The following is a 24,310-nucleotide window of genomic DNA, read 5'->3' as shown; positions in this document are numbered from 1 at the left end:
CCGGCGACCCGATGCCGCACCGCGGCGGCAGCCTGCTGGTGGAGAACATCGGCGAGCTGGTCACCAACACCGCCTACGGCGAGGGCGGACCGCTGGGCATCCGGCGCGACGTCGCCCTGCTGGTCGAGGACGGCCTGGTCGCCTGGATCGGGCCGGGCCGGGACGCGCCGGCCGCCGACCGGCGGATCGACGCCGAGGGGGCGGCCGTGCTGCCCGGCTTCGTGGACAGCCACGCGCACCTGGTCTTCGCCGGGGACCGGGCCGCCGAGTTCGCCGCCCGGATGGCCGGCGAGCCGTACACCGGGGGCGGCATCCGCACCACGGTCGGCGCCACCCGGGCCGCCTCCGACGACGAGCTGCGGGCCACCGTGCGCCGGCTGCACGCCGAGGCGCTGCGGCAGGGCACCACCACCATCGAGATCAAGAGCGGGTACGGCCTCACCGTCGCCGACGAGGCCCGCTCGCTGCGGATCGCCGCGGAGGTCACCGGGGAGACCACCTTCCTGGGCGCGCACGTCGTGCCCGCCGAGTACGCCGACCGCCCCGACGACTACGTGGGACTGGTCTGCGGGCCGATGCTGGCCGCCGCCGCCCCGTACGCCCGCTGGATCGACGTGTTCTGCGAGCGGGGCGCCTTCGACGTCGACCACACCCGGGCCATCCTCACCTGCGGGCAGGCGGCCGGGCTGGGCGTCCGGGTGCACGCCAACCAGCTCGGCCCCGGCCCGGGCGTGCAGCTCGGGGTGGAACTCGGCGCGGCCAGCGTGGACCACTGCACCCACCTGACCGACGCCGACGTCGACGCGCTCGCCAGCTCGACGACGGTCGCCACCCTGCTGCCCGGGGCGGAGTTCTCCACCCGGTCGCCGTACCCGGACGCCCGCCGGCTGCTCGACGCCGGGGTGACCGTCGCGCTGGCCACCGACTGCAACCCCGGGTCGTCGTACACGTCGTCCATGCCGTTCTGCATCGCGCTCGCCGTACGCGAGATGCGGATGACCCCGGCGGAGGCGGTCTGGGCCGCCACCGCCGGCGGGGCCCGGGCGCTGCGCCGCGACGACGTCGGCGTGCTCACCCCCGGCGCCCGGGCCGACCTGATCGTCCTGGACGCCCCGTCCCACCTGCACCTGGCCTACCGGCCCGGTGTGCCACTGATCCGCCAGGTCCTGCACAACGGAGCGCCGCAATGTCGATCGTGACCATCCAGCCCACCGGGATCACCCCCGCCGACGTGCTCGCGGTCGCCCGCGGCACCGCCAAGGTCGTCCTCGCCCCGGCCACCGTCGACGCGATGACCACGAGCCGGTCCATCGTGGACGGCATCGAGGCCGCCGGCCGGCCCGTGTACGGCGTCTCCACCGGCTTCGGGGCGCTGGCGAACACCTTCGTCGCCCCGGAGCGCCGGGCCGAGCTCCAGCACGCGCTGATCCGCTCGCACGCCGCCGGGGTGGGCGCGCCCATGCCACGCGAGGTGGTCCGGGCGATGATGCTGCTGCGCGTCCGGTCGCTCGCGCTGGGCCATTCCGGGGTCCGCCCGCTCGTCGCCGAGGCGCTGGTGGACCTGCTCAACCACGACATCACCCCGTGGGTGCCGGAGCACGGCTCGCTCGGCGCCTCCGGCGACCTGGCCCCGCTGGCGCACTGCGCGCTGGCGCTGCTCGGCGAGGGCTGGGTGCTCGGCCCGGCCGGCGAGCGGACCGACGCCGCCGACGCGCTGCGCGAGGCCGGGCTGGCCCCGGTCGAGCTGGCCGCCAAGGAGGGGCTGGCCCTGATCAACGGCACCGACGGCATGCTCGGCATGCTGCTGCTCGCGATCCACGACGCCCGGCACCTGTTCACCATGGCCGACGTGACCGCCGCCCTCGCCATCGAGGCGATGCTCGGCTCCGAGCGGCCGTTCCTGCCCGAGCTGCACGCCATCCGGCCGCACCCCGGCCAGGCCACCTCGGCGGCGAACATCCACCGGCTGCTCCAGGACTCCCGGGTGATGGACTCGCACCGCGACGACCTGGCCCACGCGGTGCAGGACGCGTACTCGATGCGCTGCGCGCCGCAGGTGGCCGGCGCGGCCCGGGACACCCTCGACTTCGTCGAGACGGTCGCCGGGCGGGAGCTGCGGTCCGTGGTGGACAACCCGGTGGTGCTGCCGGACGGACGGGTCGAGTCGACCGGCAACTTCCACGGCGCGCCGCTCGGCTTCGCCGCCGACTACCTGGCCATCGCCGCCGCCGAGGTGGGCGCCATCGCCGAACGCCGGGTCGACCGGCTGCTCGACGTGGCCCGCAACCGGGAGCTGCCGGCGTTCCTCTCCCCCGACGCCGGGGTCAACTCCGGCCTGATGATCGCCCAGTACACCGCGGCGGGCATCGTCGCCGAGAACCGCCGGCTCGCCGCCCCCGCGTCGGTGGACTCGCTGCCCACCAGCGGCATGCAGGAGGACCACGTCTCGATGGGCTGGGCGGCGGCCAAGAAGCTGCGCACCGTGCTGGACAACCTGACCAGCCTGCTCGCGGTGGAGCTGCTGGCGGGCGTACGCGGACTCCAGCTGCGGGCGCCGCTTCAGCCGTCCCCGGCCGGACGGGCGGCGGTCGCGGCGCTCGGCGGGGCCGCCGGCGAGCCCGGGCCGGACGTCTTCCTCGCCCCGGTGATGGAGGCGGCCCGCGCCGTGCTGGCCGGCCCGGACCTGCGGGCGGCCATCGAGCGGGAGCTGGGCCCGCTCGGCTGAGCACCGGACCCGCCCTGCCGACCCGGGCCGACCGGACGGTTCGGCAGGGCGGGTCCACTGTCGGCCGGTGCTGCTAGCGTTCGCCGCCGTGGACACCGAGGAGCAGAAGCTCGACGAGCAGATCCGGGACTTCGTCGGGCGGCAGGTGGCGCTCGCCGAGCTTCCGGCCGCCGCGATCGTCACCCAGACGGTGGAGTACCTGGACCGCACCGACGAGCCGGACCGGGTCGCGGAGCTGGTGTGGCCGGTGGTGACCGAGGAGCTGACCCGGCACCTCGCGGCGCAGGCCCGCTGGCCGGAGGTGACCGACTGCGACCGGCTCACCGCGGCGTTCCGGGCGCTCACCGCCGCCGGCCTGGTCGCCCGGGAGAACTTCACCTGCTGCCAGAACTGCGGCCTGGACGAGATCGGCGCGGACGTGCCGCGCCCGATCGAACCGCGCGGCTACGCCTTCTACCACCAGCAGGACGCCGAGCGCGCCGTGGCCGGGTCGCCCGTCTTCATCGCCTACGGGCTGTTCGGGGGCCCGCCCTCGACGGAGATCGGCGAGGAGGTGGCGGCGGCGCTGCGGGCCGAGGGGCTGACCGTCCACTGGGACGGCGACGCCGACAGCCGGATCCAGGTGCCGATGGTGTGGCGCCGACGCCGGGTGGGCCGCCTCGCGGCCGTACCGCCCACGCCCGACGACGACGTCGAGGTTGACGTGGAGCTGCTCGGCGGCTGGACGGGGCCGCACGCCCCGGGGGACGGGCCGATGTCGGCCGGCCGGCTCACCGCGCTGCACCTGCCCTGGCTGCCGGCCGCCGTCCGGGTGCGGCTGAGCTGGTCGGGCCGGTCGGTGGAGGTCCGGCGGGAGGGCGACGCGCTGGTCGGTGCGTACGCCGACCCGGGCGGGTCTGAGCTGACCGTGGGCCGGCACGACGGCACGGAACTGGTCCGGCGGCTGCGCGGCCTGCCGCCGGGCACCGCGCCGGCCCCCGCGCCGGTGGGCTTCGTGGAGGTGACCGCTCAGCACGTCGCCGGCCTCGACGAGGACGTGCCAGTGGACCTGGCGGAGCTGCTGGTCCTGGTGCGGCGGATGCGCCCGCTCAGCCACGACTTCCTCACCTGCGTCGGCCGGTCCGGCGGGTGCGTGCAGACCACCTGGGAGCCGAAGGGGCTGTGGGTGGAGGAGCTGGACACCGAGGCGGCCGTCTCGGTGGGTCGGTTCGCGACCCTGGCCGAGGTGGAACAGGTGCTCACCACGCTGGCCGTGGAGGACCGGGTGGCCGTCCGGGAACTCGGTGGCGATCTCACCACCCTGCGCCACCGCTGACCGGGGGCCCGGCCAGCGGTGGCGCGGCAACAGTCAGGCCGGCGGCAGCACCTTGGCGACCAGCTTCGCCAGTTCGCGCAGCGCCTTGCCCCGGTGGCTGATGGCGTCCTTCTCCGCCGGGGTCAGCTCGGCGTTGGTCCGCTCCTGGCCGTCACCGAGGAAGATCGGGTCGTACCCGAAGCCACCCTCGCCGCGCGGCGCGCGCAGCAGCCGGCCGGCCTGGCGGCCGTCGACCAGGTGCTCCATGCCACCGGGCAGCACCAGCGCGACGGTGCAGACGAACGAGGCGGCGCGGTGGTCGTCGGGCACGTCGGCGATCTGGTCCAGCAGCAGCTGGAGGTTGGCCCGGTCGTCGCCGTGCCGGCCGGCCCAGCGGGCGCTGAACACCCCGGGCATGCCGTTGAGGGCGTCGACCGCGATGCCGGAGTCGTCACCGATGGTGGGCAGGCCGGTGCGGCGACACCCTTCCCGGGCCTTGATCAGCGCGTTCTCGCCGAAGGTGAGGCCGGTCTCGGGCAGCTCCGGATATTCCTCGACGTCGTCGAGCCCGACCAGGGCGATCCGGTGCGCGCCCAGCGCGCCGTCGAGGATCCGCTGCAACTCGATGAGCTTCTTGCGGTTACGGGTGGCGAGCAGGATCTTGTTCATGAGGTGAGTGCCTTCCGCTGCGCGTCGGCCAGCTCCAGACAGCCCAGCACGCCCAGGTCGAGCAGGGCATCGAGCTGCTGGCGGGAGAAGACGCCGTCCTCCCCCGTTCCCTGCACCTCGACGAAGTCGCCGGAGCCGGTGCAGATCACGTTCATGTCGACCTCGGCGGCCACGTCCTCGGTGTAGCAGAGGTCCAGCCGCGGCTCGCCGTCGATGATCCCGACGCTGACCGCCGCCACCGACCGGTGCATCACCTTCTCCGGCTTGCCGGCCAGCGACTTGCGGGCCGCCAGCCAGTTCACCGCGTCGTACAGCGCGACGTACGCGCCGGTGATCGCCGCCGTGCGGGTGCCGCCGTCGGCCTGGAGGACGTCGCAGTCGAGCACGATCGAGTTCTCGCCGAGCGCCTTCAGGTCGACGCTGGCTCGCAGGCTCCGGCCGATCAGCCGGGAGATCTCGTGGGTACGTCCACCGACGCGGCCCTTCACACTCTCCCGGTCCGAGCGGGTGTTGGTGGCCCGGGGCAGCATCGCGTACTCGGCGGTCACCCAGCCGAGCCCGGAGCCCTTGCGCCAGCGGGGCACCCCCTCGGTCACGCTGGCGGTGCAGAGCACCCGGGTGCCGCCGAACTCGACGAGCACCGAGCCCTCGGGGTGGGTGCTCCAGCCACGGGTCAGGGTCACCGGTCGGAGTTGGTCGGGCAGCCGCCCGTCAGGTCGCGCCATGCCTGCACCCTATGCGGTGCCCCGAGCCAACCGCCCCGGGGTGTCGGCACGCCGGCGCGCGGCGCGGTGCGACCTCCCGGTTCCGCGCCGGTCAGTCGTCTGCCGGCCGGACCTCGACGTCGAGGGCGAAGGTGCCGTCGTAGGCGCGCGGGCCGGGACGGGGCAGCAGGCCGAAGGTGGACACCTTCACCACGTGGTCGCCGACCCGCCAGGCCCAGACGCAGCGCGGGCCGGACGAGCCACCGCTGCCGAGGCAGCGGGCGACATCCTGGATGGTGACGGTCCGCTGGCCACTGTCGGCCATCCAGTGGTGGATGCTCTCGGCCAGGTTGACCGGGCAGACCCCCTTCTCGCAGACGATCGCCACCCGCCCGGTCACGCTCTTGGTCGCCTCGACCTCGGTCGGCTCGGAGCCGTTGAACCCCGACGGCACGCCCAGGTCGGCGTAGATCTCCTTGCGTTCCTGCATCTGCTGCCACGGGCGGACCCAACCGGCGTAGCCCAGACCGCCGCAGCAGAGGAACACCACCAGGACGAGGGAGAGCACCAGCCAGCGCGCGCCGCCGGAGCGGCGCGGCGGCGCCGGGTACGGGCCGGCCGGGTACCCCGGGTGGGGCGGGCCGGGCCGGAAACCGGGCGGACCGGGCGGCCCGGGTCGGAAGCCGGGCGGCGGCGGGGCGGCGGCGGAGGCGCCGGGAGCGGGCGGGAAGCCGGCCGGGGGTGCGGGCGCGGGGAAACCGGGCGCGGACGGGTAGCCGGGCGGCGGAACGGGTGCTGCGGAGGCCGACCCGGCCGGGGGCGCCGACATCGGCGGCGAGGGCCAGCCCGGCGCGGGGGGAACCGCGGGAGAGCCGGGCGGGTACCGGGGATCGGGGACGCCGTGGGAGGGGTCGGTCACCCGGGAGATCCTAGGGCGGCGGCACCGGCCGTGGGTGCCCGCTCAGATCTCGTACGCGGCCCCGGCCCGGACCACTTCCAACGGCCCGGCGTACGCGCCGGCGGCGGCCTCGACGGTGTGCGCCTCGCTGCCCCAGGCGACCACGAGGTGGGTCAGCAGCAACCGTCCGACCCCCGCCTTGGTGGCCGCCTCCCCGGCCTCCCGGCCGGTCAGGTGCAGGTCGGGCGGGTTCTCCGTGTCGTCCATGTAGCTGGCCTCGCAGAGGAAGACGTCGGCGTCCTGGGCCAGCCGCAGCAGCGCGTCGCAGGGCGCCGTGTCGGAGGAGTAGCAGAGCACCCGCCCGCCGTGCTCCAGCCGGACCCCGTACGTCTCGACGGGGTGGTTCATCCGGTCGACGGTGACGGTGAACGGGCCGATCGGGAAGGTGCCGGGTTGCAGGCCGTAGAACTGGTAGACGTCGTCGACCGTGCTGTCCTCCTGCCCGTACGCCGCGGCGAGCCGGTCCGGCGCGCCGGACGGGGCGTACACCGGCAGGGGCGGGTACGGGCCGTCCGGGGCGTACCGACGGACCACCACGTAGGAGACGGCGTCGAGGATGTGGTCGCAGTGCAGGTGGGTCAGGAGGATCGCGTCCGGGGCGTGCAGTCCCGCGTACCGCTGGAGGGTGGAGAGCGACCCGGAGCCGAAGTCGACCAGGAGCCGGAAGCCGTCCGCCTCGATCAGGTAGGCGGAGCAGGGCGACTCGGGGCCGGGAAAGCTGCCCGCGCAGCCGAGAACCGTCAACTTCATCCGGTCGCCCCGCAGTGACTCACCGTAGTCGACACGCCGATGTCGGCATCGCCGATGATCTCTACCGACGTGTACGCCACGCTGCGCAGCCTACGCTCAGCGACGGGGGGGCAAGAATCATCTGATGGAAGTTGTCACCAACGTGACACCCACCGGGCCGGCCGGCGTGCTCCGCCGACCGGCCCGGACCGGGCGTCAGGCCCAGAGCTGACCCTCGAGGGCGTCCTCGGCGTCGGCGAGGGTGCCGCCGTAGGCGCCGGTGGAGAGGTACTTCCAGCCGCCGTCGCAGACCACGAACGCCACGTCGGCACGGCGACCGTCGCGGACCGCCTCGTGCGCCACCGCCAGCGCGGCGTGCAGGATCGCCCCGGTGGAGAAGCCGGCGAAGATGCCCTCCACCTCCACCAGCTGCCGGGTACGCAGCACCGCGTCCCGGGTGCCGACGGAGAACCGCCGGGACAGCACGGTGGCGTCGTAGAGCTCCGGGACGTACCCCTCGTCGATGTTGCGCAGGCCGTAGACCAGTTCGCCGTAGCGGGGCTCGGCCGCGACGACCTGGATCCCGTCGACCTTCTCCCGCAGGTACCGGCCGGTGCCCATCAGGGTGCCGGTGGTGCCCAGGCCCGCCACGAAGTGGGTGATCGTGGGCAGGTCGTGCAGCAGCTCCGGCCCGGTCGTCTCGTAGTGCGCCCGGGCGTTCGCCTCGTTGCCGTACTGGTAGAGCATCACCCAGTCGGGGTGCTCGGCCGAGATCTGCTTCGCGGTGGCGACGGCCTGGTTGGAACCGCCGGCCGCCGGCGAAAAGATGATCTCCGCGCCGTACATCCGGAGCAGCTGCACCCGCTCGGTGGAGACGTTCTCCGGCATCACGCAGACCAGCCGGTAGCCCCGGAGCTTGGCCACCATGGCCAGCGAGATGCCGGTGTTGCCGCTGGTCGGCTCCAGAATGGTGTCACCGGGGCGGAGCCGGCCGGCCTCCTCGGCGGCGCGGACCATGAACAGGGCCGCCCGGTCCTTGATGCTGCCGGTCGGGTTCCGGTCCTCCAGCTTCGCCCAGAGCCGCACCGGCGGCGCCCCGTCGGGCACCGTCGGCGAGAGCCGGGGCAGCCCGACCAGGGGCGTGCCACCGCAGGCGTCGAGCAGGCTGTCGTACCGCGCCATGACGACCGCCGGTCAGCGGGCGTCGGCCGCGCGCCGCGAGACGGCGTGCGACGCGATGGCGGCCGCGGCGGCGAAGCCGAACGCGCCGCCGGCCACGGCCGGCAGGATGGTCACGCTGTCGCCGTCGTTGAGCTTGGCGTCCAGCGCGCCGAGGAAGCGGACGTCCTCGTCGTTGACGTAGACGTTGACGAAGCGGTGCAGCGCGCCGGCCTCGGTGACCAGCCGGGCCTTCAGGCCGGCGTGCCGGGAGTCCAGGTCGGTGAGCAGGTCGCCCAGGGTGTCCCCGGCGCCCTCGACGACCTTCGCGCCGCCGGTGTGACTGCGCAGGATGGTGGGGATGCGAACCTCGATGGCCATGGTGTCGTACTCCTTGATCGGGTGTGCCTCGGTGACGGGAGATGAAGTGCGCGGCGCTGAAGGGTCAGCGGCCGGAACACTCGTAGTCGACCGTCGCCGGGCTCTGCCCGAACATGTAGGACTGGACGGCGTGCGGGTCCACGGCCGCGTCCACGATCCGCACCGGCTCCTCGGTCACCACGCCGTCGACGATCCGGAAGGAGCGGATCTCCTCGGTGTCGGACTCCCGGGTGGAGACCAGCAGGTAGTGGGCCCCCGGCTCACCGGCGAAGGAGACGTCCGTGCGGGACGGGTACGCCTCCGTGGCGGTGTGCGAGTGGTAGATGACGACCGGTTCCTCGTCGCGGTCGTCCATCTCCCGCCAGACCCGTAGCTGCTCCATCGAGTCGAACTCGTAGAACGTCATCGAGCGGGCGGCGTTGTCCATCGGGATGTGCCGGGTGGGGGTGTCGCTGCCGGCGGGCCCGGCGACCACGCCGCACGCCTCGTCGGGGTGGTCCCGGCGCGCGTGGGCCACGATCGCGTCGACGATCGACCGGTCGATGCTCAGCACGCCGCCAGCCTAACGCCTGCCGGCGCTCCGAAGCGAAGTGGCGGCGGTCACCAATCAGTCGATCAGGGCGTTGAGCAGGGACTCCTGGAGATAACCCAGGTAGGCGTAGACCGACAGTTGGAACACCCGGGACGAGTTGGGGTCCTCGGCGACCGCGTCGTCGAGCTCCTCGCCGATGTCCGTGCCGTCCTTGATCTCCAGTCGGACGCCCATCGCCAGCCGGGCGTCGTTGAGCGCCCGCAGCCACGCCTCGGCCGCCTCCGCGTCGAGGCGTACCTCGCCCCCGTCGGAGTCCGGGAGCGCGGCGAGGATGGCGCCGGCCTGGTCGATCTTGGCGGTCTTGAGGTCGCCCTCGGTGTACCGGCGGAACTCGGCCGCGCCGGCCGGATCCTCCGGGTACGCGTCGGGGAAGAGCCGACCGACCACCGGATCGGTGTGGTCGAAGCCGTCGGTCAGCAGGCCGACCACCTCGGAGGCGACCTTGCGCAGCACCCGCACCTCGTCGGCGGCGAAGGTGGCGACGTAGCGGCCGGCCTGCTGGCGGAACATGCTCACGATGCCAGCCCCGTTCGCGACTGCGGGGCTCGCAACCCCGGCTCACTCCTCGCGCTCACCGGTGCCAGCCCCGTTCGCGACTGCGGGGCTCGCAACCCCGGCTCACTCCTCGCGCTCACGAGCGGTCCACCGTCGCCCACAGCCCGTACGCGTGCAGCTGCGACGCGTCGTGCTCCATCCGCTCCCGGGCGCCGCTGGACACGACGGCCCGACCCTTGTGGTGCACGTCCAGCATCAACTGCTCGGCCTTCTCCCGGCTGTATCCGAAGAGCTTCTGGAAAACCCAGGTCACGTACGTCATGAGGTTGACCGGGTCGTCCCAGACGATCGTCACCCACGGCCGGTCCGAGACCGGCACCTCGTCGGTGTCCGGCGTCTCGACCGGTGCAACCTGTGGAGCCGCCATGCCCCCCATCGTGCCACCGGATCCGGCGAACCGATGAACCGGAACGCCGGGGCGGCCGGGATCACCCTCCCGGGCCCAGCAGACCGGACGGCGCGACGACGGGACCACGCCGCCGTCAGGCAAGCAGGATGCCGTGGTCGAGCGCATCGGAGAGCACCGTGCCGAGCGAAAGACGGATCACCTCGAACCGCCGGGACACCTCCCGGGCCAGCTCCAGTTCGACCTCGCGCAGGGCCCGCTGGGCCCAGGACCGGGCGGCGTTCGGGTCGTCGTTGCCCGGGCTGCGCCAGTGCTGCCAGCACCCACCGGAGAGGGCGACGGCGACCGGCGGCAGCACCTCGGAGCGCTCCGCGCCGGGATGGCCGGCGAGGGCGTCGACCGCGCCGGGGCCGATCAGCTCGCCCACCCCGGCGGTGCTGGTGACCAGGAGCACCCGTTCCAGGTCGCCCCCGGCCGGGTGGTCGCTCAGCCCCCATCGGACCGCCGCGGCGAGGCGGCGGCGGACGCCCTCGGCCAGCGGTGCGCCGAAGATCCACGCCGCGGCGTCGTCGATGACGGCCCGGACCGCCTGGTCGAACTGCGCGGTGGCGAGCAGGGAGAGCGCCTCCATCTCCCGGTCGAGCAGCTGCGGCAGGCCGGCGCAGCCGACCCCGAACACGATCTCCTGGACCACCCGCAGGTGGGTGTTGGCCAGCTCCAGGGCGAGGTGCTGGCGGATGGTGCGGGCGCAGGAGCGGGTCTGCCGCTCCAGCCGCTCGGACCAGTCCCCCGGGTCGAGGTCGGGCGCCACGGTCACCCGGCCGTGGGCGCCGGGCAGCACGGGCGGTTGCAGGCTGGCCCGGCGCAACCCCTCGTCGGCCGCCCAGCCGACCAGGGCCCGGCGCAGGCCGGGGTGCTCCGCGCGGTGGACCGGGAACCAGCGGGCGCCGGCCAGGTCCGGCACGGCGGCGAGCAGTGCCGCCCGGTGCGCCTCGACGGTGACCGCCACCGGGTCCACGGCGGCGGCGGACGGCGACCCGTCCCGGGGCGGCGCGACGGACGCCTCCGTGTCCTCCGTCGTCGCCGCGCCGTCCGGGGTCGCCGCCCAGCCGCTCGCGCCGGGGGTGACCACGAAGAAGACCTCGACCGCCGCCCGGGCCACCTCGGCCAGCAGGTGCAGCTCGGCGGCGGTGAACGCCTGGTCGGCGCCGATCACGAAGAGCAGGGCGCCACCGCGGCCGACCGCGTCCAGCAGCACCCGGCCGCCGGCGACGCCGAGGCTGTCGGTGTCCGGCGTGTCGAGCACCGCGAAGTGGCGCAGCAGGGGTTCGGGCAGGCTCAGCTCGACCCGGCGCGGCGGGCGTGCCAGCGCGGGTCCGGCCGCCGCCTGGTCGGCGCCGTAGGAGTGCGGTTGGCGGTAGCCGGGCACGTACGCGGCCCGGGTCGCCACCCGGGCGTGCCGGACCAGCAGGCAGCTGCCGGTCGGCACGGCGAGCATGCCCGAGGAGGTGTTGAGCAGCGCGGCGAGCACCTCGCGCCGCGCCGCGCCGGCGGGCCCGGCGGCGACCACCGCGAGCGGCTCGTCCGGGGCGGGCTCGGTCACCCCGAGGCGGGTGGGCAGCGGGCCGCAGCGGGGCAGCGCGGCCGGGCCGGCGGCGTCGTCGGGCACGTCGACCCCGGGGAGTGGACCGGGCTTCATCGGCGCCTCCCGGTAGGGCGGGCGGCACGAGGCCGGCCGCGTGGTTTGTCCGGTGCTGGTCATCAGATGTCGGAAGGGTACGGTCGGTTTCCCTTCGGGACGGAACATTTCAAGTACTCACCGGTAACTCCGACATTACTCAACTTCAGAGCGTGACGCTGCCCCTGCGGACGGAATTCCGTCGATATGCTGCTGCGATGAGTCGGTGGGGCTTCGTCGGCCGAACGGAAGAGCTCAACCGTCTGCTGTCGGCGGTGAACGGGCCGGAGGGGCGCGGGCTCTTCCTCAGCGGCAGCGCCGGGGTCGGCAAGAGCCGCCTGCTCCGCGAGGGGGTGGCCGCCCTGCCCACCGAGCGGTACGCCATCTGGTCCGTCGCCGCCAGCGCCACCACCGCCGGGCTGCCCTTCGGCGGGCTGGCCCAGGTGCTCCCCGCCGAACAGCCCCAGGGCCTCACCCCCGCCGGCGTCCTGCGCTGGGCGGTGGAGGTGCTCCGCGAGCAGGCCGCCGGGCGGCGGATGGTGCTGGCCATCGACGACGCGCACCTGCTCGACCCGTCCTCGGCCGCGCTGGTCCACCTGCTCGCCCGGGCGGAGAACACCACCGTGCTGGGCACCCTGCGCAACGGCGAACAGATCCCGCTGCCGATCCGGGCGCTGTGGACCAACGACCTCGTCGAGCACGTCGAACTGGCCCCGATGGGGCAGGCCGAGACCACCGGACTGCTCGCCGCCATCCTCGACGGCCCGGTCGACGCCGGCTCCGCCGAGCGGCTGTTCCGGCTCTCCGCCGGCAACCCGCTGCTCCTGCGGGAGCTGGTGCTCGCCGCGGCCGGCAGCGGCGAGCTGGTCAGCACGTACGGGGTCTGGCGCTGGACCGGCCGGCTGGAGCTGGCCCCCAGCCTCACCGACCTGATCGACACCCGGGTGGGCGGGCTCGACGCCGGCGTCCGGGCCGTGGTGGAGCTGGTGGCGTTCGGCGAACCGCTCGGCCTGCACCTGGTCCAGCAGGCCGCCGACCCGGCGGACGTGGAGACGGCCGAGGAGCGGGGGCTGATCACCCTGGTCCACGACGACCGGCGACTCGACGTCCGGCTGGCGCACCCGCTCTACGGCGAGGTGCTGCGGCGCCGCTGCCCGGTCAGCCGGACCCGACGCCTCCAGGCCCGCCTCGCCGAGCTGCTGGAGGGGGTCGGCGCCCGCCGCCGGGGCGACCTGCTGCGGTTGGCCGTCTGGCGGCTCGACTCCGGCACCGCGCAGGACGCCACGCTGCTGCTCGGCGCGGCCGTGCAGGCGTTCACCCGGTACGACGTACCCCTGGCGACCCGGCTGGCCCGGGCGGCGCTGCACGCCGACGGCGGCTTCGACGCCGCGGAGCTGCTGGCCACCATCCTGATGTTCGCCGACCGGCCGGAGGAGGCGCTGCGGGTGCTCGACGCGGTGGCCGACGAGGTCGACTGCGACCGGCGGCGGGCCCGCTGGCTGACCGTGCGCGGCATGGTGAGCTACTGGGGGCTCAGCCGGCAGTCCACGGTGGACGAGATCGCCCGCGACGGCGACGAGCTGGCCGACCCTTGCGACCGGGCGCGGGTCCGGTCGTTCGAGGCGATCATGCGGCTGCACGGGTTGGACACCGCGACGGCGTTGCGGCTCGGTCGGTCGGTGCTGGACCGCCCGGCGGCCTGCGTGGCCGCCCGCGAGCTGGCCCGCTGCACCGTCGCCCATCTCGACGCGGCCCGGGGACGGTTCACCCGCAGCGCGTCGGCGATCGCCCGGGTCGAGGCGGAGGCGCCGCGCTGGCGCGCCGACATGCCCTACCTGCAACTCGCCATGGAGCTGGCCCGGGGCACCCGGCTGGCGCTCGCCGGGGACCTGGCCGGCATCGACGCGATCGTGGCCGACGAGTTCGCCGACCAGGCTGGCGCGGGTGACTTCCGACTCGGCACCGGCTACCTGGCGATCCTCCAGTCGTACGCGGCGCGGCTGCGCGGCCGCAGCGGTGAGGCGCTGCGGCTCAGCCTCGGCGCCTGCGCGGTGCTGGCCACCAGCCGGGTCTACGCCGGCCTGGCCCAGGCGGAGCGGGCCCAGGCGGCGGCGCTGCGCGGCGAGGCGGGGCACGCGGCGGAGGCGATGGCCGAGGCGGACAGCACCCACGCCCCCGGCATGGCGGTGCTCTACCCCTGGCTGGAGCAGGCCCGCGGCGCGGTGCTGGCAGCCTGCGGCGACCTGCCCGGCGCGGCGAAGCACCTGGCCGAGCTGGCCGACCGGCTGCGCGTCGACGGCTTCGCCGGGCACGAGGTGCTGATCCTGCACGACCTCGTACGGCTCGGTCAGGCGACCGCACCGGTCGGCCCGACCTGCACCGACGGCAGCCGGCGCACGGTGGCGCAGCGGCTGACCGAGCTCAGCGAGCGGGTCGACGGGGTGCTGCCACCGCTGCTCGCCCGGCACGCCCGCGCCACCGTCGCCGGGGACGGGCCCGGCCTGCTGGCGGTGGCCGACGAGTTCGCCGCGCTGGACCTGCCGGTCTGGGCGGCCGAGGCGGCCGCGACAGCCCTGACCGAGCTGCGCCGGGGGCGTTCCGTCCCGGCCGCCGCCGCGCACGAACGGCTCGGCGCGCTGTTGGGCAGCTGCGACCAGATCCGCACCCCGGCGCTGGCGGCGCTACGGCCGGCGCTGAGCGACCGGGAACTCCAGATCGCCGGACTGGCCGCCGAGGGGGTGACCAGTCGGGCCATCGCCGAGCGGCTCTTCCTGTCCGCGCGCACCGTCGACAACCACCTCCAGCGGGTCTACAGCAAGCTCGGCATCACCGGGCGGGCGGAGCTGCGGGCGGCGCTGCGGGCGATCCCGGGCCACGACGGCGGAGAGCCGGCGTGAACTCTAGGCTGGACCGGTGAGCACCCTTCGCCCCGCGTTGCTGACCGACCACTACGAGCTGACGATGGTCAGTGCCGCCCTGCGGGACGGCACCGCCGACCGGCACTGCGCCTTCGAGGTGTTCAGCCGGCGGCTGCCGGCCGGTCGCCGCTACGGGGTGGTCGCCGGCACCGGGCGGCTGGTGGAGCTGATCCGCGACTTCCGGTTCGCCCCGGACGAGGTGGACTTCCTGCGCCGCACCGGCGTGGTCGACGACCGGGCCGCCGAGTGGCTGGCCGACTACCGCTTCACCGGCGACGTCGACGGGTACGCCGAGGGGGAGCTGTTCTTCCCCGGCTCGCCGATCCTCACCGTCAGCGGCGGCTTCGCCGAGTGCGTGCTGCTGGAGACCCTGGTGCTGTCGGTGCTCAACCACGACTCGGCGGTGGCGGCCGCCGCCGCCCGCATGGTCACCGCCGCCCGCGGCCGTACGTTGATCGAGATGGGCTCCCGGCGGGCGCACGAGGAGGCGGCGGTCGCCGCGGCCCGGGCCGCCTACCTGGCCGGGTTCCGGTTCACCTCGAACCTCGCCGCCGGGCAGCGCTACGGCATCCCGACCGCCGGCACCGCCGCCCACGCGTTCACCCTGCTGCACGACGACGAGAAGGCCGCGTTCGCCTCGCAGGTCGCCACGCTGGGCAAGGAGACCACGCTGCTGGTCGACACGTACGACATCAGCCAGGGCATCCGCAACGCGATCGAGGTGGCCGGCCCGGAGCTGCGGGCCATCCGGATCGACTCCGGCGACCTGGCGGTGATCGCCCAGCAGTCCCGGGAGCTGCTCGACTCCCTCGGCGCCACCGAAACCAAGATCATCGTCTCGGGGGACCTCGACGAGTACGCCATCGCCGCACTCGCCGCCGAGCCCGTGGACATGTACGGCGCCGGGACGGCCGTGGTGACCGGCTCCGGCGCTCCCACCGCCGGCCTGGTCTACAAGCTGGTCGAGGTCAGCGGCCGGGCGGTGGTCAAGCGCTCGGAGCAGAAGGCCACCATCGGCGGCCGCAAGGTCGCCGTCCGCCGGCACAAGCCGACCGGCACCGCCACCGAGGAGATCGTGGTGCCCCAGGGCGTGCCGGACCGGCGGCCGAACGACCGACTGCTCCAGCGCTCCTTCATGGTCGACGGCGAGCCGGTGGCGCTGCCCTCCCTCGACGAGTCCCGGGAACACCTGCGGCAGTGCCTGATCTCGATCCCGTGGGAGGGCCTGAAGCTCTCCGACGGGGACCCGGCCATCCCGGTGACCGTCGTCCCCGCCGCCTGATCATCTGAGAGGAGCCACGCCGATGGGCAACGCCTTGATCATCGTGGACGTGCAGAACGACTTCTGCGAGGGCGGATCCCTCGCCGTCGCCGGTGGCGCCGCCGTCGCCGCCAACATCTCCCGGCTGCTCGCCGCCGAGCCGGACCGCTGGGACCACGTGGTGGCGACCAAGGACTACCACATCGACCCGGGAGCGCACTTCGGCGATCCGCCCGACTACGTCGAGTCCTGGCCGGCGCACTGCGTCGTCGGCACCGCCGGCTCCGAGTTCCACCCCGACCTGGACACCGGACGGGTGGAGGCGATCTTCCACAAGGGCGAACACGCGGCCGCGTACTCCGGCTTCGAGGGGCACGCCGACGACGGCGAGTGCCTCGCCGACTGGCTGCGCCGGCACGACGTGGACCGGGTGGAGCTGGTCGGCATCGCCACGGACCACTGCGTACGGGCCACCGCGCTGGACGCCGCCCGGGAGGGTTTCGCCACCACCGTGCTGCTCGACCACACCGCCGCCGTGGCGCCGAGCACCCTGGACGTGGCGCTGCGGGCCATGGCGGGAGCCGGGGTGACCATGCGGGGGAAGCTGTGATCAGGGACGCTTGACCCGCTATTCGCTTGCCGATGTCGTACCCCGGGTCGAAGATGGCCGCCGGAGGTACGGACCATCGTGAACTTGACGCCTTACCGGCAGGCGCTCGCCCTGCCTGGGCTCCGGCCGTTGCTGCTGGTGTCCGTGCTGGCCCGCATCCCGCTCACCGCGACCGGGGTGACGCTCACCTTCTACGTCGTGCAGGACCTCGGCCGCGGCTACGGCGCCGCCGGTCTGGTGGGCGCGGCGATCACGGTGGGCGCCGCGATCGGCGGCCCGCTGCTCGGCCGGCTGGTGGACCGGCGCGGACTGCGCCCGGTGCTGGTGCTGACCGGCGTCGCCGAGGCGATCTTCTGGTCGACCGCGCCGGCCCTGTCCTACCCGCTGCTGCTGCCGGCGGCGTTCCTGGCCGGCAGCCTCGCCCTTCCGATCTTCTCGGTGATCCGCCAGTCGATCGCCGCGCTCGTCCCAGCGGAACGCCGCCGGCCGGCGTACGCGCTGGACTCGATGACGGTCGAGCTGTCGTTCATGGTCGGCCCGGCCCTCGCCACGGTGGCCGTCACCGCTATCTCCGCCCGCACCACGCTCTACCTGGTCGGCGCCGGGATCGTCGCGGCCGGGGTGGGGCTGTGGCTGCTCAACCCGCCGGTCCGGGGGGCCGAGGAGGCGGCGGCGCCGCAGCGCCGGGTGCCCCGCCTGGAGTGGCTCACCCCGCGCCTGCTCGCGGTGCTGGCCGTCAGCACCGCCGCGACCCTCGTCCTGGGCGGCACCGACGTCGCCGTGATCGCGGTGCTGCGGGAGAGCGGTGAGGTCGGCTGGACCGGCGTCGTACTCGCCATGTGGGCGGTCGCCTCGCTGGTGGGCGGCTTCGCCTACGGCGCGGTCAGCCGCTCCTTCTCCCCGCTGGCGCTGATGGCCGCGCTCGCGCTCTGCACGATCCCGGTCGGGCTGGGCGGCGAGCACTGGTGGCTGCTCTGCCTGGCCCTGGTCCCGGCCGGCGCGCTCTGCGCCCCCACCCTCGCGGCCACCTCCGACGCGGTCAGCCGCCTCGCCCCGGCCGGCGCGCGCGGCGAGGCGATGGGCCTGCACGGGTCGGCCATCACGGTCGGCATCGCGGTGGGCGCCCCGCTGGCCGGCGCGGTGATCGACGCCTCGGTCCCGCTCTGGGGGTTCGCGGTCACCGGCGCGATCGGGCTGCTGGTCGCGCTCGCGGTGCTCCCGGTCGAACTGCGTCACCGCCGCGAACACGCCGCCGACGCCGCGTCGGCCACGCCCCCCACCACCCCGGCCGAGCCCGCCACCACAGACCTGGCCCCTGTCACCACCTGACCGGGTTGGCCCCACCGCAGCCGCAACCCCGCCCGGCGCTCCACCCGGCCTTGCGGTGCCCCTCAGCGAGTGCCGGTCCGTCCGGTGCGTGTCGCGGAGGCGGCGGGCCGGGGGAGCGACTGGTTCCGGGCACTCGGCCCGCCGATCGGGAGCCACCGGGGTGTCGCAGAGGCTTTAGAGCTGATGTCGTAGACGAATCACCGGCGGGGCCAGTGGCCGGCGACGGTCGGTCCCACCCGTGATCCGTTGACGACATCAGCTCTAAAGCGAGGCCCGACAGCGCCTTCCTGACATCGTCACTCCCCGGTGAGGGAGGGCGGCGGCGGTCACGGGCCCCTCGAACCACGAACCTCCGGGTCGGCCAACCACTCAGGCGACGGCTATGCCCTCGAGGATCGCCGGTGGTCGCCCCTTCAGAGAGCGACGAAGTCCGACCGCACGCGGATCGACGACGGCGCACCGCGCTGACCACGGGGGCTCGGCCCGCCAGGAACGGCGACGGGCACCGAACCCGATGGGGCGCGGCCCGTCCGCAACGGCGGCGGGCACCGTACGCCGGTGGGGTGCGGTCCACGCGGAACGGCGACGGGCGCCGTACCCCGGTGGGGTGCGGCGCCCGTCGGTCGGACGTCAGCGTCAGCGCTGGTCGAGATTCCCTGCGGTGTCCTCCTGGTAGCTGGCGCCACCGCTGGACTCGCTGGTGAGCGGCTTGGCGCCACCCTCCGGCGGGCCGGCGAGGCTCTGGCCGGCCGCCAGCTCGGGGAACTTGTGGTCGAAGGCCGGCCGCTCGGAGCGGATCCGCGGCATCCGGTCGAAGTTGCGCAGCGGGGGCGGCGAGGTGGTCGCCCACTCCAGCGAGTTGCCGTGACCCCACGGGTCGTCGACCTCGACCACCGGGCCGGTCTTGTACGACTTCCAGCAGTTCCAGATGAACGGCAGGGTCGAGATACCGGTGATGAACGCGCCGATCGTGGAGATCGTGTTCAGCGTGGTGAAGCCGTCGCCGGGCAGGTAGTCGACGTACCGCCGGGGCATGCCCTCGTTGCCCAGCCAGTGCTGGATCAGGAAGGTGGTGTGGAAGCCGATCATGGTGAGCCAGAAGTGAATCTTGCCCAGCCGCTCGTCGAGCATCCGGCCGAACATCTTCGGGAACCAGAAGTAGATGCCGCCGAAGACGGCGAACACGATCGTGCCGAAGAGCACGTAGTGGAAGTGCGCCACCACGAAGTACGAGTCGTGCAGGTGGAAGTCGAGCGGCGGGCTGGCCAGCAGCACGCCGGTCAGGCCACCGAAGAGGAAGGTCACCAGGAAGCCGACCGCGAAGAGCATCGGCGTCTCGAAGGTGATCTGGCCCCGCCACATGGTGCCGATCCAGTTGAAGAACTTCATACCGGTGGGCACGGCGATCAGGTAGCTCAGGAAGCTGAAGAACGGCAGCAGCACCTGGCCGGTGGAGAACATGTGGTGCGCCCAGACGCTCATCGACAGGGCGGCGATGGCGATGGTCGCGGCCACCAGGCCCTTGTAACCGAAGATCGGCTTCCGGGAGAAGACCGGGATGATCTCGGTGATGATGCCGAAGAACGGCAGCGCGATGATGTAGACCTCGGGGTGCCCGAAGAACCAGAACAGGTGCTGCCAGAGCATCGGTCCGCCGGTGGCGGGGTCGTACACGTGGGCGCCCATCAGCCGGTCCGCGGCGAGCGCGAAGAGCGCGGCGGCCAGCAGCGGGAAGACCAGGATCGCCAGCAGGCTGGTGACCAGCATGTTCCACGTGAAGATCGGCATCCGGAACATGGTCATGCCGGGCGCGCGCAGGGTCAGGATCGTGGTGATCAGGTTGACCGCGCCGAGGATGGTGCCCAGACCGGAGATGGCCAGACCCACCACCCACATGTTGGCGCCGACGCCCGGGGAGTGCTCGACCGTGCTCAGCGGGGTGTAGGCGGTCCAGCCGAAGTCGGCCGCGCCACCCGGGCTGATGAAGCCGGCCGTCGCCATCGTGCCGCCGAACAGGTACAGCCAGTAGGCGAAGGCGTTCAGCCGCGGGAAGGAGACGTCCGGGGCACCGATCTGCAGCGGCACCACGTAGTTCGCGAAGGCGAACACGATCGGCGTCGCGAAGAAGAGCAGCATGATCGTGCCGTGCATGGTGAACAGCTGGTTGTACTGCTCGGGCGACAGGAACTGCAGGCCCGGCCGCGCCAGCTCGGCACGCATGATCAGGGCCATCAGGCCACCGACCATGAAGAACACGAACGCGGTGACCATGTACATGATCCCGATCTGCTTCGCGTCCGTGGTGCGCAGCAGCCGCGCGATGGCCGACCCCTTGACCGGCTCTCGGACCGGCCATGGCCGGGTCACGACCGGCTTGGGTGCGACGGTGGTCACGAATGGCCTCCGGTTCTCGGTTGTCCCGCTCGGCACGCGCTTCTATCTGCGAGCCGTCATCCGCAAGGAGGATAGTCCCCGGCAGGTGGGTGCGCCGCTCGGGGTGGTGGGGCAGGATGGAGGACCGCTCTACAGCGGGTCGACCAGCAGCCGGTAGTGCTCCCGGAAGATCCGGTCGCCGCGCCCGCGCAGCAGCGGGTCGCGCAGCGCCGGCGGCACGTCCCGGGTCCGGTCGCGGTCCCGGGTCCGGTCCCGCACCCATCGGGTACGCGGACGACGGCGACTCTCGTACGCCACCAGCGCCGCCTCGACGCTGCCGGCCGCCCGGAGCGACTCGGCGAGCACCACCGCGTCCTCCAGCGCCATCGCGGCGCCCTGGGACAGGGTGGGCGCGGTGGCGTGCGCGGCGTCGCCGACCAGCAGCACCCGGCCGCGGTACCAGCGTCCCAGCTCCACCTCGTCGGTGAGCCCCACCTGCACGTCGTGCAGCGCGTCCAGCACCGCCGGCACCGGGCCGCCGTAGTCGCCGAAGAGCTCGACCAGCCGGGCGCGCGGGTCGGCGGGGGCGACGGTGCCCGCCTCGTCGGCGTAGCAGTAGAGCCGCCCGGCGCCGATCGGCACCACGAGGAAGCCGGCGCGCCGGCCGAGCAGGGCCGTCCAGTCGGCGATGTCCGGGCCGTCGCGGACCACGCCCCGGTAGACGACCTGACCGGCGGGGCGGGCGGGACCGCCGAGCGCGGCCAGCGCGCGGACCGCCGAGCGGGGACCGTCGGCCCCGATGAGCAGGTCGTACTCCCCGCCGGTGCCGTCGGTGAAGGTGACGCCGACCGTGTCGGGCAGCAGCTCCACCGCGCTCACCTCGGCACCGTGCCGGACGGCTCCACCGGCGCCGCTGAGCAGCACCTGGTAGAGGTCGCGGTGGGGCAGCGCGCGGCACTGGCCCACCCCGCCCCAGAGCGCGTCGAGATCCACCTCACAGAGCGGCTCGCCGGCCGCGTCGAGGAAGCGCTGGCGGTGGATCACCTGACCGAACCGGCGGAGCGGGCCGTCCAGGTCGAGCCGGCGCATCGCCCGGTCGGCGTTGCCGGGCAGGTAGAGGCCGGTGTCGACCAGCTCGTTCGGGGGCAGCTTCTCGGTGACGTCCGGCCGGAGGCCCACCAACCGCAGCGCCCGGGCCACGGCCAGGCCGGCGATGCCCGCGCCGACGACGAGGATGCGCAGGGGGGAGCCACCCATGGTGGTGTACGCCTCCGGAGGGGGTTCGGCACGCGTTGGAGGCAAGACACTACTCGCCGCGATCGACGCATGGTAGGGCTGATCGGCCCGGCGCGAACGATCCTCGGACCCGGGCCGGTGATCGCGTACGGCATTCGCGTCTCCAGCCGGTCGACCACCCCTCGGCCGAGCCGCTGATCCCGCGCGCCTCCTGGCTGAGCTGGGGCTTCGCCTCGGCGCGACGGGCCCGCCGACCCGCCGCGCGGACGTCGCCCGGGGCCGGCCACGACGGGGTGGCGGCGGTTCCATCGAGCCGGACCGATTGCGCTCGTGTTGCAGACATGTAAATGTGTCGAATGAGATGGGAGCGCTCCCGCCGCTATCTCCGGCACGTCCGGCGCCCCCACGCCGAAGTCGAAGGAGCATGATGAGACGTCCACTCCGGGCCATCGTCGCGGCCGGCCTGCTGGCCGCCGGGTCGCTGGTCGCCGTCGCGCTCGGCGGCACCGCCTCCGCCGACACGCAGATCTGCGAGCAGTTCGGCTCCACCGTGATCCAGAACCGGTACGTGGTGCAGAACAACCGCTGGGGCACCACCGCCCAGCAGTGCATCAACGTCACCAGCACCGGCTTCGAGATCACCACCCAGAACGGCAGCAACCCCACCAACGGCGCCCCCACCGCGTACCCGTCGGTCTTCCTCGGCTGCCACTACACCAACTGCTCCCCCGGCACCAACCTGCCGATCCAGGTGAGCCAGATCAGCAGCGCCGACAGCAGCATCTCCTACCGGTACGTCAGCGGGGCCACCTACAACGCCTCGTACGACATCTGGCTCGACCCGACCCCGAAGAAGGACGGGGTCAACCAGATGGAGATCATGATCTGGCTCAACCGGCAGGGCCCGATCCAGCCCATCGGCTCGCGGGTCGGCACCACCACGCTGGCCGGCCGCAGCTGGGAGGTCTGGCAGGGCAGCAACGGCTCCAACAACGTCATCTCGTACGTCGCGCCGTCGCCGATCGCGAGCCTGAACTTCAGCGTGCTCGACTTCATCACCGACGTACGCAACCGCGGGGCGATCACCAACAGCTGGTACCTGACCAGCATCCAGGCCGGCTTCGAGCCGTGGCAGGGCGGCGCCGGTCTCGGGGTGACCTCCTTCTCGGCCAGCGTCAACGGCGGCGGCACCCCGCCCCCGACCACCCCGCCGACCACCCCGCCGCCGTCCGGCACCGCCTGCTCGGTGAGGTACTCGCCGGCCAGCGTCTGGAACAGCGGCTTCACGGCCGACGTGGTGGTCACCAACACCGGCTCCGGCACGGTCAACGGTTGGGCGCTCACCTACCAGCTGCCCGCCGGGCAGCAGGTGACCAACGCCTGGAACGCCACGGTGACCCAGAGCGGGACCGCGGTAACGGCGCGGAACGTCAGCTACAACGGCACCCTCGCACCGGGCGCCTCGACCAGCTTCGGCTACCAGGGGACGCTGAGCGGCGCGTACTCCTCGCCGACCAGCTTCTCGCTCAACGGCGTCGCCTGCTCGCGCGCCTGAACCTCGACGGCGAGCGGGGCGCGGCCCGCAAGGCCGCGCCCCGCTCCCGTCCGGTCAGATCCGGGTGAGCCGGACGGCGTCGGCGATGACCAGGCCGGCGGCGGAACTCCACCGGCTGACCGCCACCCGGTTGGCGTCCCCCGCCGGCAGCGTGAAGGTGCCCAGCGTGCGCCACTGGGCGCCGGTGGCCCGCTGGTCGACGTAGACCGTCCGGTTCCCCGTGGTGGTGGCGACGATGTACGGGGTCGCGCTGTTGTAGCCGGAGTTCGCTGGCCACCACGCCTCCACCCGGTAGTCGGCGGTCGCCGGGACGTTGAACCGGTACCAGGCGGCGTCGCTGGCCGCGACCGGGTCCGCGTAGCGGTAGTCGGCGCCGTAACGCTGCCCGGAGAACGACGAGACGCCCCAGTTGGCGCTGGCGGTGAAGCGGCCGGCGGTGGCGTTGTCCACCACCGCGCTCCACGTCGTCCCGCCGGCCATCTTCGCGGCGACGTCGGCGCGCATCACGTTCAGGTCGATGAAGGACGGGTCGATCTTGCCGCTGGTGCTGGTCTCCCGGTGCCCCCGGGCGTGGCTGGCGTCCCGGCCCAGCCGCGTGAGCACGGCGGCGGTGGCGGCGATCGACGCGTTGTACTGCGCCGTGGTCATCTCCTGGTTCACCCCGTTGTAGTCGATCTCCCACCCGACCATCAGGGTGTTGCCGTCGCCGGCCGGGATCGGTCCGCTGCCGCCGCTGACGCCCGCGTGGTTGCACCGGCCGGCGGAGATGACGTGGAAGACGCCGTGGTAGTCGACGAGGGCCTGGCAGAGCGGGCCGGGCAGGTCGGACCGGCCGTTGATGCAGATGTTCAACGCCGGGTGCGGGTTGGTGGCGCTGGAGGTGGCCGCCGTGTGGTGCCAGAGCACGCCGATCGGGTTGAAGTCGCCGGGGCGCATCCGGTTGAGCCAGTCACCCTCGACGACGACCTGCACGCCCGCGGCCCGGAGCACGTCGACCAGCCAGGGAATGGTCGCCATCAGGAGTTCCCGAGCAGGTCGGCGAGGCACTCGACGCGGGGCGCGGCGGCCGCGGGGGCGGGCCGGGCGGTGACGGTGGTCAGCGCGGCGGCCAGCAGGGCCGGGATGCCGAGGACGCCTCGGCGCCGCAGACGGGTGGTGCGGGACGTGGCCATGGCGCTCCTTCAGTGCGACGGGTCCACCAGGGATCGACGACGATGGTGACGGCACGTTATACCGTCA

At 73.7% G+C, this 24,310-nt stretch carries 22 protein-coding genes; 8 read left to right on the top strand and 14 right to left on the bottom strand.

The features are described 5' to 3' along the window. Nucleotides 1-11: 11 nt before the first annotated feature. The 3 genes from hutI (at nt 12) to V6U79_RS01295 (ending at nt 4,040) form a co-directional block, all read left to right on the top strand. The gene (gene hutI / locus V6U79_RS01305) at nt 12-1,199 is read left to right on the top strand and encodes an imidazolonepropionase (RefSeq protein WP_334519294.1); all 1,188 of its coding nucleotides are present in this window, start codon (nt 12-14) and stop codon (nt 1,197-1,199) included. Next, nucleotides 1,187-2,725 (top strand): histidine ammonia-lyase, encoded by a 1,539-nt coding sequence (hutH, locus tag V6U79_RS01300; protein WP_334519272.1) that lies wholly within the window; start codon nt 1,187-1,189, stop codon nt 2,723-2,725. The genes hutI and hutH overlap by 13 nt, the downstream gene beginning before the upstream one ends. Nucleotides 2,726-2,792: 67 nt before the next feature. Then, nucleotides 2,793-4,040 carry a DUF6891 domain-containing protein gene (locus V6U79_RS01295; protein ID WP_334613169.1) on the top strand — a complete coding sequence of 416 codons (1,248 nt, stop codon included), beginning with the start codon at nt 2,793-2,795 and terminating at the stop codon, nt 4,038-4,040. Between the two features lie 33 nt (nt 4,041-4,073). Here V6U79_RS01295 and rdgB read toward each other — a convergent pair whose 3' ends face one another. The 10 genes from rdgB to V6U79_RS01245 all read right to left on the bottom strand — a co-directional run bounded on the left by rdgB (nt 4,074) and on the right by V6U79_RS01245 (nt 11,810). After that, on the bottom strand, nt 4,074-4,688 hold the full coding sequence (rdgB, locus tag V6U79_RS01290) for an RdgB/HAM1 family non-canonical purine NTP pyrophosphatase (RefSeq protein ID WP_334519278.1): 615 nt from the start codon (nt 4,686-4,688) through the stop codon (nt 4,074-4,076). Continuing rightward, the gene (gene rph / locus V6U79_RS01285) at nt 4,685-5,413 is read right to left on the bottom strand and encodes a ribonuclease PH (RefSeq protein ID WP_334519281.1); all 729 of its coding nucleotides are present in this window, start codon (nt 5,411-5,413) and stop codon (nt 4,685-4,687) included. Before rph ends, rdgB begins: the two co-directional genes overlap by 4 nt. Before the next feature lie 91 nt (nt 5,414-5,504). Beyond that, complete coding sequence (locus V6U79_RS01280) at nt 5,505-6,311, bottom strand: hypothetical protein (protein ID WP_334519284.1); 807 nt, start codon at nt 6,309-6,311, stop codon at nt 5,505-5,507. A gap of 42 nt (nt 6,312-6,353) precedes the next feature. After that, entirely contained in the window at nt 6,354-7,100 is a 747-nt protein-coding gene (locus V6U79_RS01275; RefSeq protein ID WP_334519286.1) for an MBL fold metallo-hydrolase, read from the bottom strand. A gap of 195 nt (nt 7,101-7,295) precedes the next feature. Beyond that, nucleotides 7,296-8,261: a PLP-dependent cysteine synthase family protein gene (locus tag V6U79_RS01270; protein WP_334613168.1), complete on the bottom strand. Its 966-nt coding sequence runs from the start codon at nt 8,259-8,261 to the stop codon at nt 7,296-7,298. A gap of 12 nt (nt 8,262-8,273) precedes the next feature. Further along, on the bottom strand, nt 8,274-8,618 hold the full coding sequence (locus V6U79_RS01265; protein WP_334519302.1) for a MoaD family protein: 345 nt from the start codon (nt 8,616-8,618) through the stop codon (nt 8,274-8,276). 64 nt (nt 8,619-8,682) lie between these two features. After that, a complete protein-coding gene (locus tag V6U79_RS01260; protein WP_334519305.1) occupies nt 8,683-9,171 on the bottom strand; it encodes a M67 family metallopeptidase in 489 nt (162 codons plus the stop codon). A 54-nt stretch (nt 9,172-9,225) separates the two neighbouring features. Further along, nucleotides 9,226-9,720: a DUF2017 domain-containing protein gene (locus V6U79_RS01255; RefSeq protein WP_334519679.1), complete on the bottom strand. Its 495-nt coding sequence runs from the start codon at nt 9,718-9,720 to the stop codon at nt 9,226-9,228. Nucleotides 9,721-9,841: 121 nt separating this feature from the next. Then, complete coding sequence (gene clpS / locus V6U79_RS01250; protein ID WP_089010866.1) at nt 9,842-10,132, bottom strand: ATP-dependent Clp protease adapter ClpS; 291 nt, start codon at nt 10,130-10,132, stop codon at nt 9,842-9,844. A 115-nt stretch (nt 10,133-10,247) separates the two neighbouring features. Then, complete coding sequence (locus V6U79_RS01245) at nt 10,248-11,810, bottom strand: P-loop NTPase family protein (RefSeq protein ID WP_334519312.1); 1,563 nt, start codon at nt 11,808-11,810, stop codon at nt 10,248-10,250. 197 nt (nt 11,811-12,007) lie between these two features. Between V6U79_RS01245 and V6U79_RS01240 the strand changes: the two genes are divergently transcribed. The 4 genes from V6U79_RS01240 (at nt 12,008) to V6U79_RS01225 (ending at nt 17,907) form a co-directional block, all read left to right on the top strand. Further along, on the top strand, nt 12,008-14,686 hold the full coding sequence (locus tag V6U79_RS01240) for an ATP-binding protein (RefSeq protein WP_334519314.1): 2,679 nt from the start codon (nt 12,008-12,010) through the stop codon (nt 14,684-14,686). Nucleotides 14,687-14,702: 16 nt separating this feature from the next. Then, a complete protein-coding gene (locus V6U79_RS01235; RefSeq protein WP_334519317.1) occupies nt 14,703-15,989 on the top strand; it encodes a nicotinate phosphoribosyltransferase in 1,287 nt (428 codons plus the stop codon). 22 nt (nt 15,990-16,011) lie between these two features. Then, nucleotides 16,012-16,578 carry an isochorismatase family protein gene (locus V6U79_RS01230; RefSeq protein ID WP_334519320.1) on the top strand — a complete coding sequence of 189 codons (567 nt, stop codon included), beginning with the start codon at nt 16,012-16,014 and terminating at the stop codon, nt 16,576-16,578. Nucleotides 16,579-16,656: 78 nt separating this feature from the next. Then, nucleotides 16,657-17,907 (top strand): MFS transporter, encoded by a 1,251-nt coding sequence (locus tag V6U79_RS01225; protein WP_334613166.1) that lies wholly within the window; start codon nt 16,657-16,659, stop codon nt 17,905-17,907. A 636-nt stretch (nt 17,908-18,543) separates the two neighbouring features. Here V6U79_RS01225 and ctaD read toward each other — a convergent pair. Both ctaD and V6U79_RS01215 read right to left on the bottom strand, forming a co-directional pair. After that, entirely contained in the window at nt 18,544-20,301 is a 1,758-nt protein-coding gene (ctaD, locus tag V6U79_RS01220) for an aa3-type cytochrome oxidase subunit I (protein WP_334519326.1), read from the bottom strand. Nucleotides 20,302-20,430: 129 nt separating this feature from the next. Further along, a complete protein-coding gene (locus tag V6U79_RS01215; RefSeq protein WP_334519329.1) occupies nt 20,431-21,537 on the bottom strand; it encodes an FAD-dependent monooxygenase in 1,107 nt (368 codons plus the stop codon). Between the two features lie 406 nt (nt 21,538-21,943). On the opposite strand from V6U79_RS01215, the gene V6U79_RS01210 reads away from it, so the two are divergent. Continuing rightward, a complete protein-coding gene (locus tag V6U79_RS01210; RefSeq protein WP_334519332.1) occupies nt 21,944-23,071 on the top strand; it encodes a glycoside hydrolase family 12 protein in 1,128 nt (375 codons plus the stop codon). Between the two features lie 54 nt (nt 23,072-23,125). Here the strand turns inward: V6U79_RS01210 and V6U79_RS01205 are convergent, their stop codons facing one another. Together V6U79_RS01205 and V6U79_RS01200 are read right to left on the bottom strand one after the other, a co-directional pair. Beyond that, nucleotides 23,126-24,088, bottom strand: coding sequence for a golvesin C-terminal-like domain-containing protein (locus tag V6U79_RS01205; RefSeq protein ID WP_334519335.1), 963 nt, complete (start codon nt 24,086-24,088; stop codon nt 23,126-23,128). Continuing rightward, on the bottom strand, nt 24,088-24,243 hold the full coding sequence (locus V6U79_RS01200; RefSeq protein WP_334519338.1) for a hypothetical protein: 156 nt from the start codon (nt 24,241-24,243) through the stop codon (nt 24,088-24,090). The genes V6U79_RS01205 and V6U79_RS01200 overlap by 1 nt, the downstream gene beginning before the upstream one ends. Nucleotides 24,244-24,310: the final 67 nt, after the last annotated feature.

This window comes from Micromonospora psammae, from assembly GCF_036902725.1.
Lineage (GTDB): Bacteria > Actinomycetota > Actinomycetes > Mycobacteriales > Micromonosporaceae > Micromonospora.
This window is presented reverse-complemented; position numbering and strand designations above follow the sequence as displayed.

Excerpts from the sequence above, each read along its gene's own strand:
- hutI (WP_334519294.1), top strand. The coding sequence starts at position 12 with ATGCCGCACCGCGGCGGCAGCCTGCTGGTGGAGAACATCGGCGAGCTG.
- hutH (WP_334519272.1), top strand. The coding sequence starts at position 1,187 with ATGTCGATCGTGACCATCCAGCCCACCGGGATCACCCCCGCCGACGTG.
- rdgB (WP_334519278.1), bottom strand. The coding sequence starts at position 4,688 with ATGAACAAGATCCTGCTCGCCACCCGTAACCGCAAGAAGCTCATCGAG.
- rph (WP_334519281.1), bottom strand. The coding sequence starts at position 5,413 with ATGGCGCGACCTGACGGGCGGCTGCCCGACCAACTCCGACCGGTGACC.
- V6U79_RS01275 (WP_334519286.1), bottom strand. The coding sequence starts at position 7,100 with ATGAAGTTGACGGTTCTCGGCTGCGCGGGCAGCTTTCCCGGCCCCGAG.
- V6U79_RS01270 (WP_334613168.1), bottom strand. The coding sequence starts at position 8,261 with ATGGCGCGGTACGACAGCCTGCTCGACGCCTGCGGTGGCACGCCCCTG.
- V6U79_RS01265 (WP_334519302.1), bottom strand. The coding sequence starts at position 8,618 with ATGGCCATCGAGGTTCGCATCCCCACCATCCTGCGCAGTCACACCGGC.
- V6U79_RS01255 (WP_334519679.1), bottom strand. The coding sequence starts at position 9,720 with ATGTTCCGCCAGCAGGCCGGCCGCTACGTCGCCACCTTCGCCGCCGAC.
- clpS (WP_089010866.1), bottom strand. The coding sequence starts at position 10,132 with ATGGCGGCTCCACAGGTTGCACCGGTCGAGACGCCGGACACCGACGAG.
- V6U79_RS01245 (WP_334519312.1), bottom strand. The coding sequence starts at position 11,810 with ATGAAGCCCGGTCCACTCCCCGGGGTCGACGTGCCCGACGACGCCGCC.
- V6U79_RS01240 (WP_334519314.1), top strand. The coding sequence starts at position 12,008 with ATGAGTCGGTGGGGCTTCGTCGGCCGAACGGAAGAGCTCAACCGTCTG.
- V6U79_RS01230 (WP_334519320.1), top strand. The coding sequence starts at position 16,012 with ATGGGCAACGCCTTGATCATCGTGGACGTGCAGAACGACTTCTGCGAG.
- V6U79_RS01215 (WP_334519329.1), bottom strand. The coding sequence starts at position 21,537 with ATGGGTGGCTCCCCCCTGCGCATCCTCGTCGTCGGCGCGGGCATCGCC.
- V6U79_RS01210 (WP_334519332.1), top strand. The coding sequence starts at position 21,944 with ATGAGACGTCCACTCCGGGCCATCGTCGCGGCCGGCCTGCTGGCCGCC.
- V6U79_RS01205 (WP_334519335.1), bottom strand. The coding sequence starts at position 24,088 with ATGGCGACCATTCCCTGGCTGGTCGACGTGCTCCGGGCCGCGGGCGTG.
- V6U79_RS01200 (WP_334519338.1), bottom strand. The coding sequence starts at position 24,243 with ATGGCCACGTCCCGCACCACCCGTCTGCGGCGCCGAGGCGTCCTCGGC.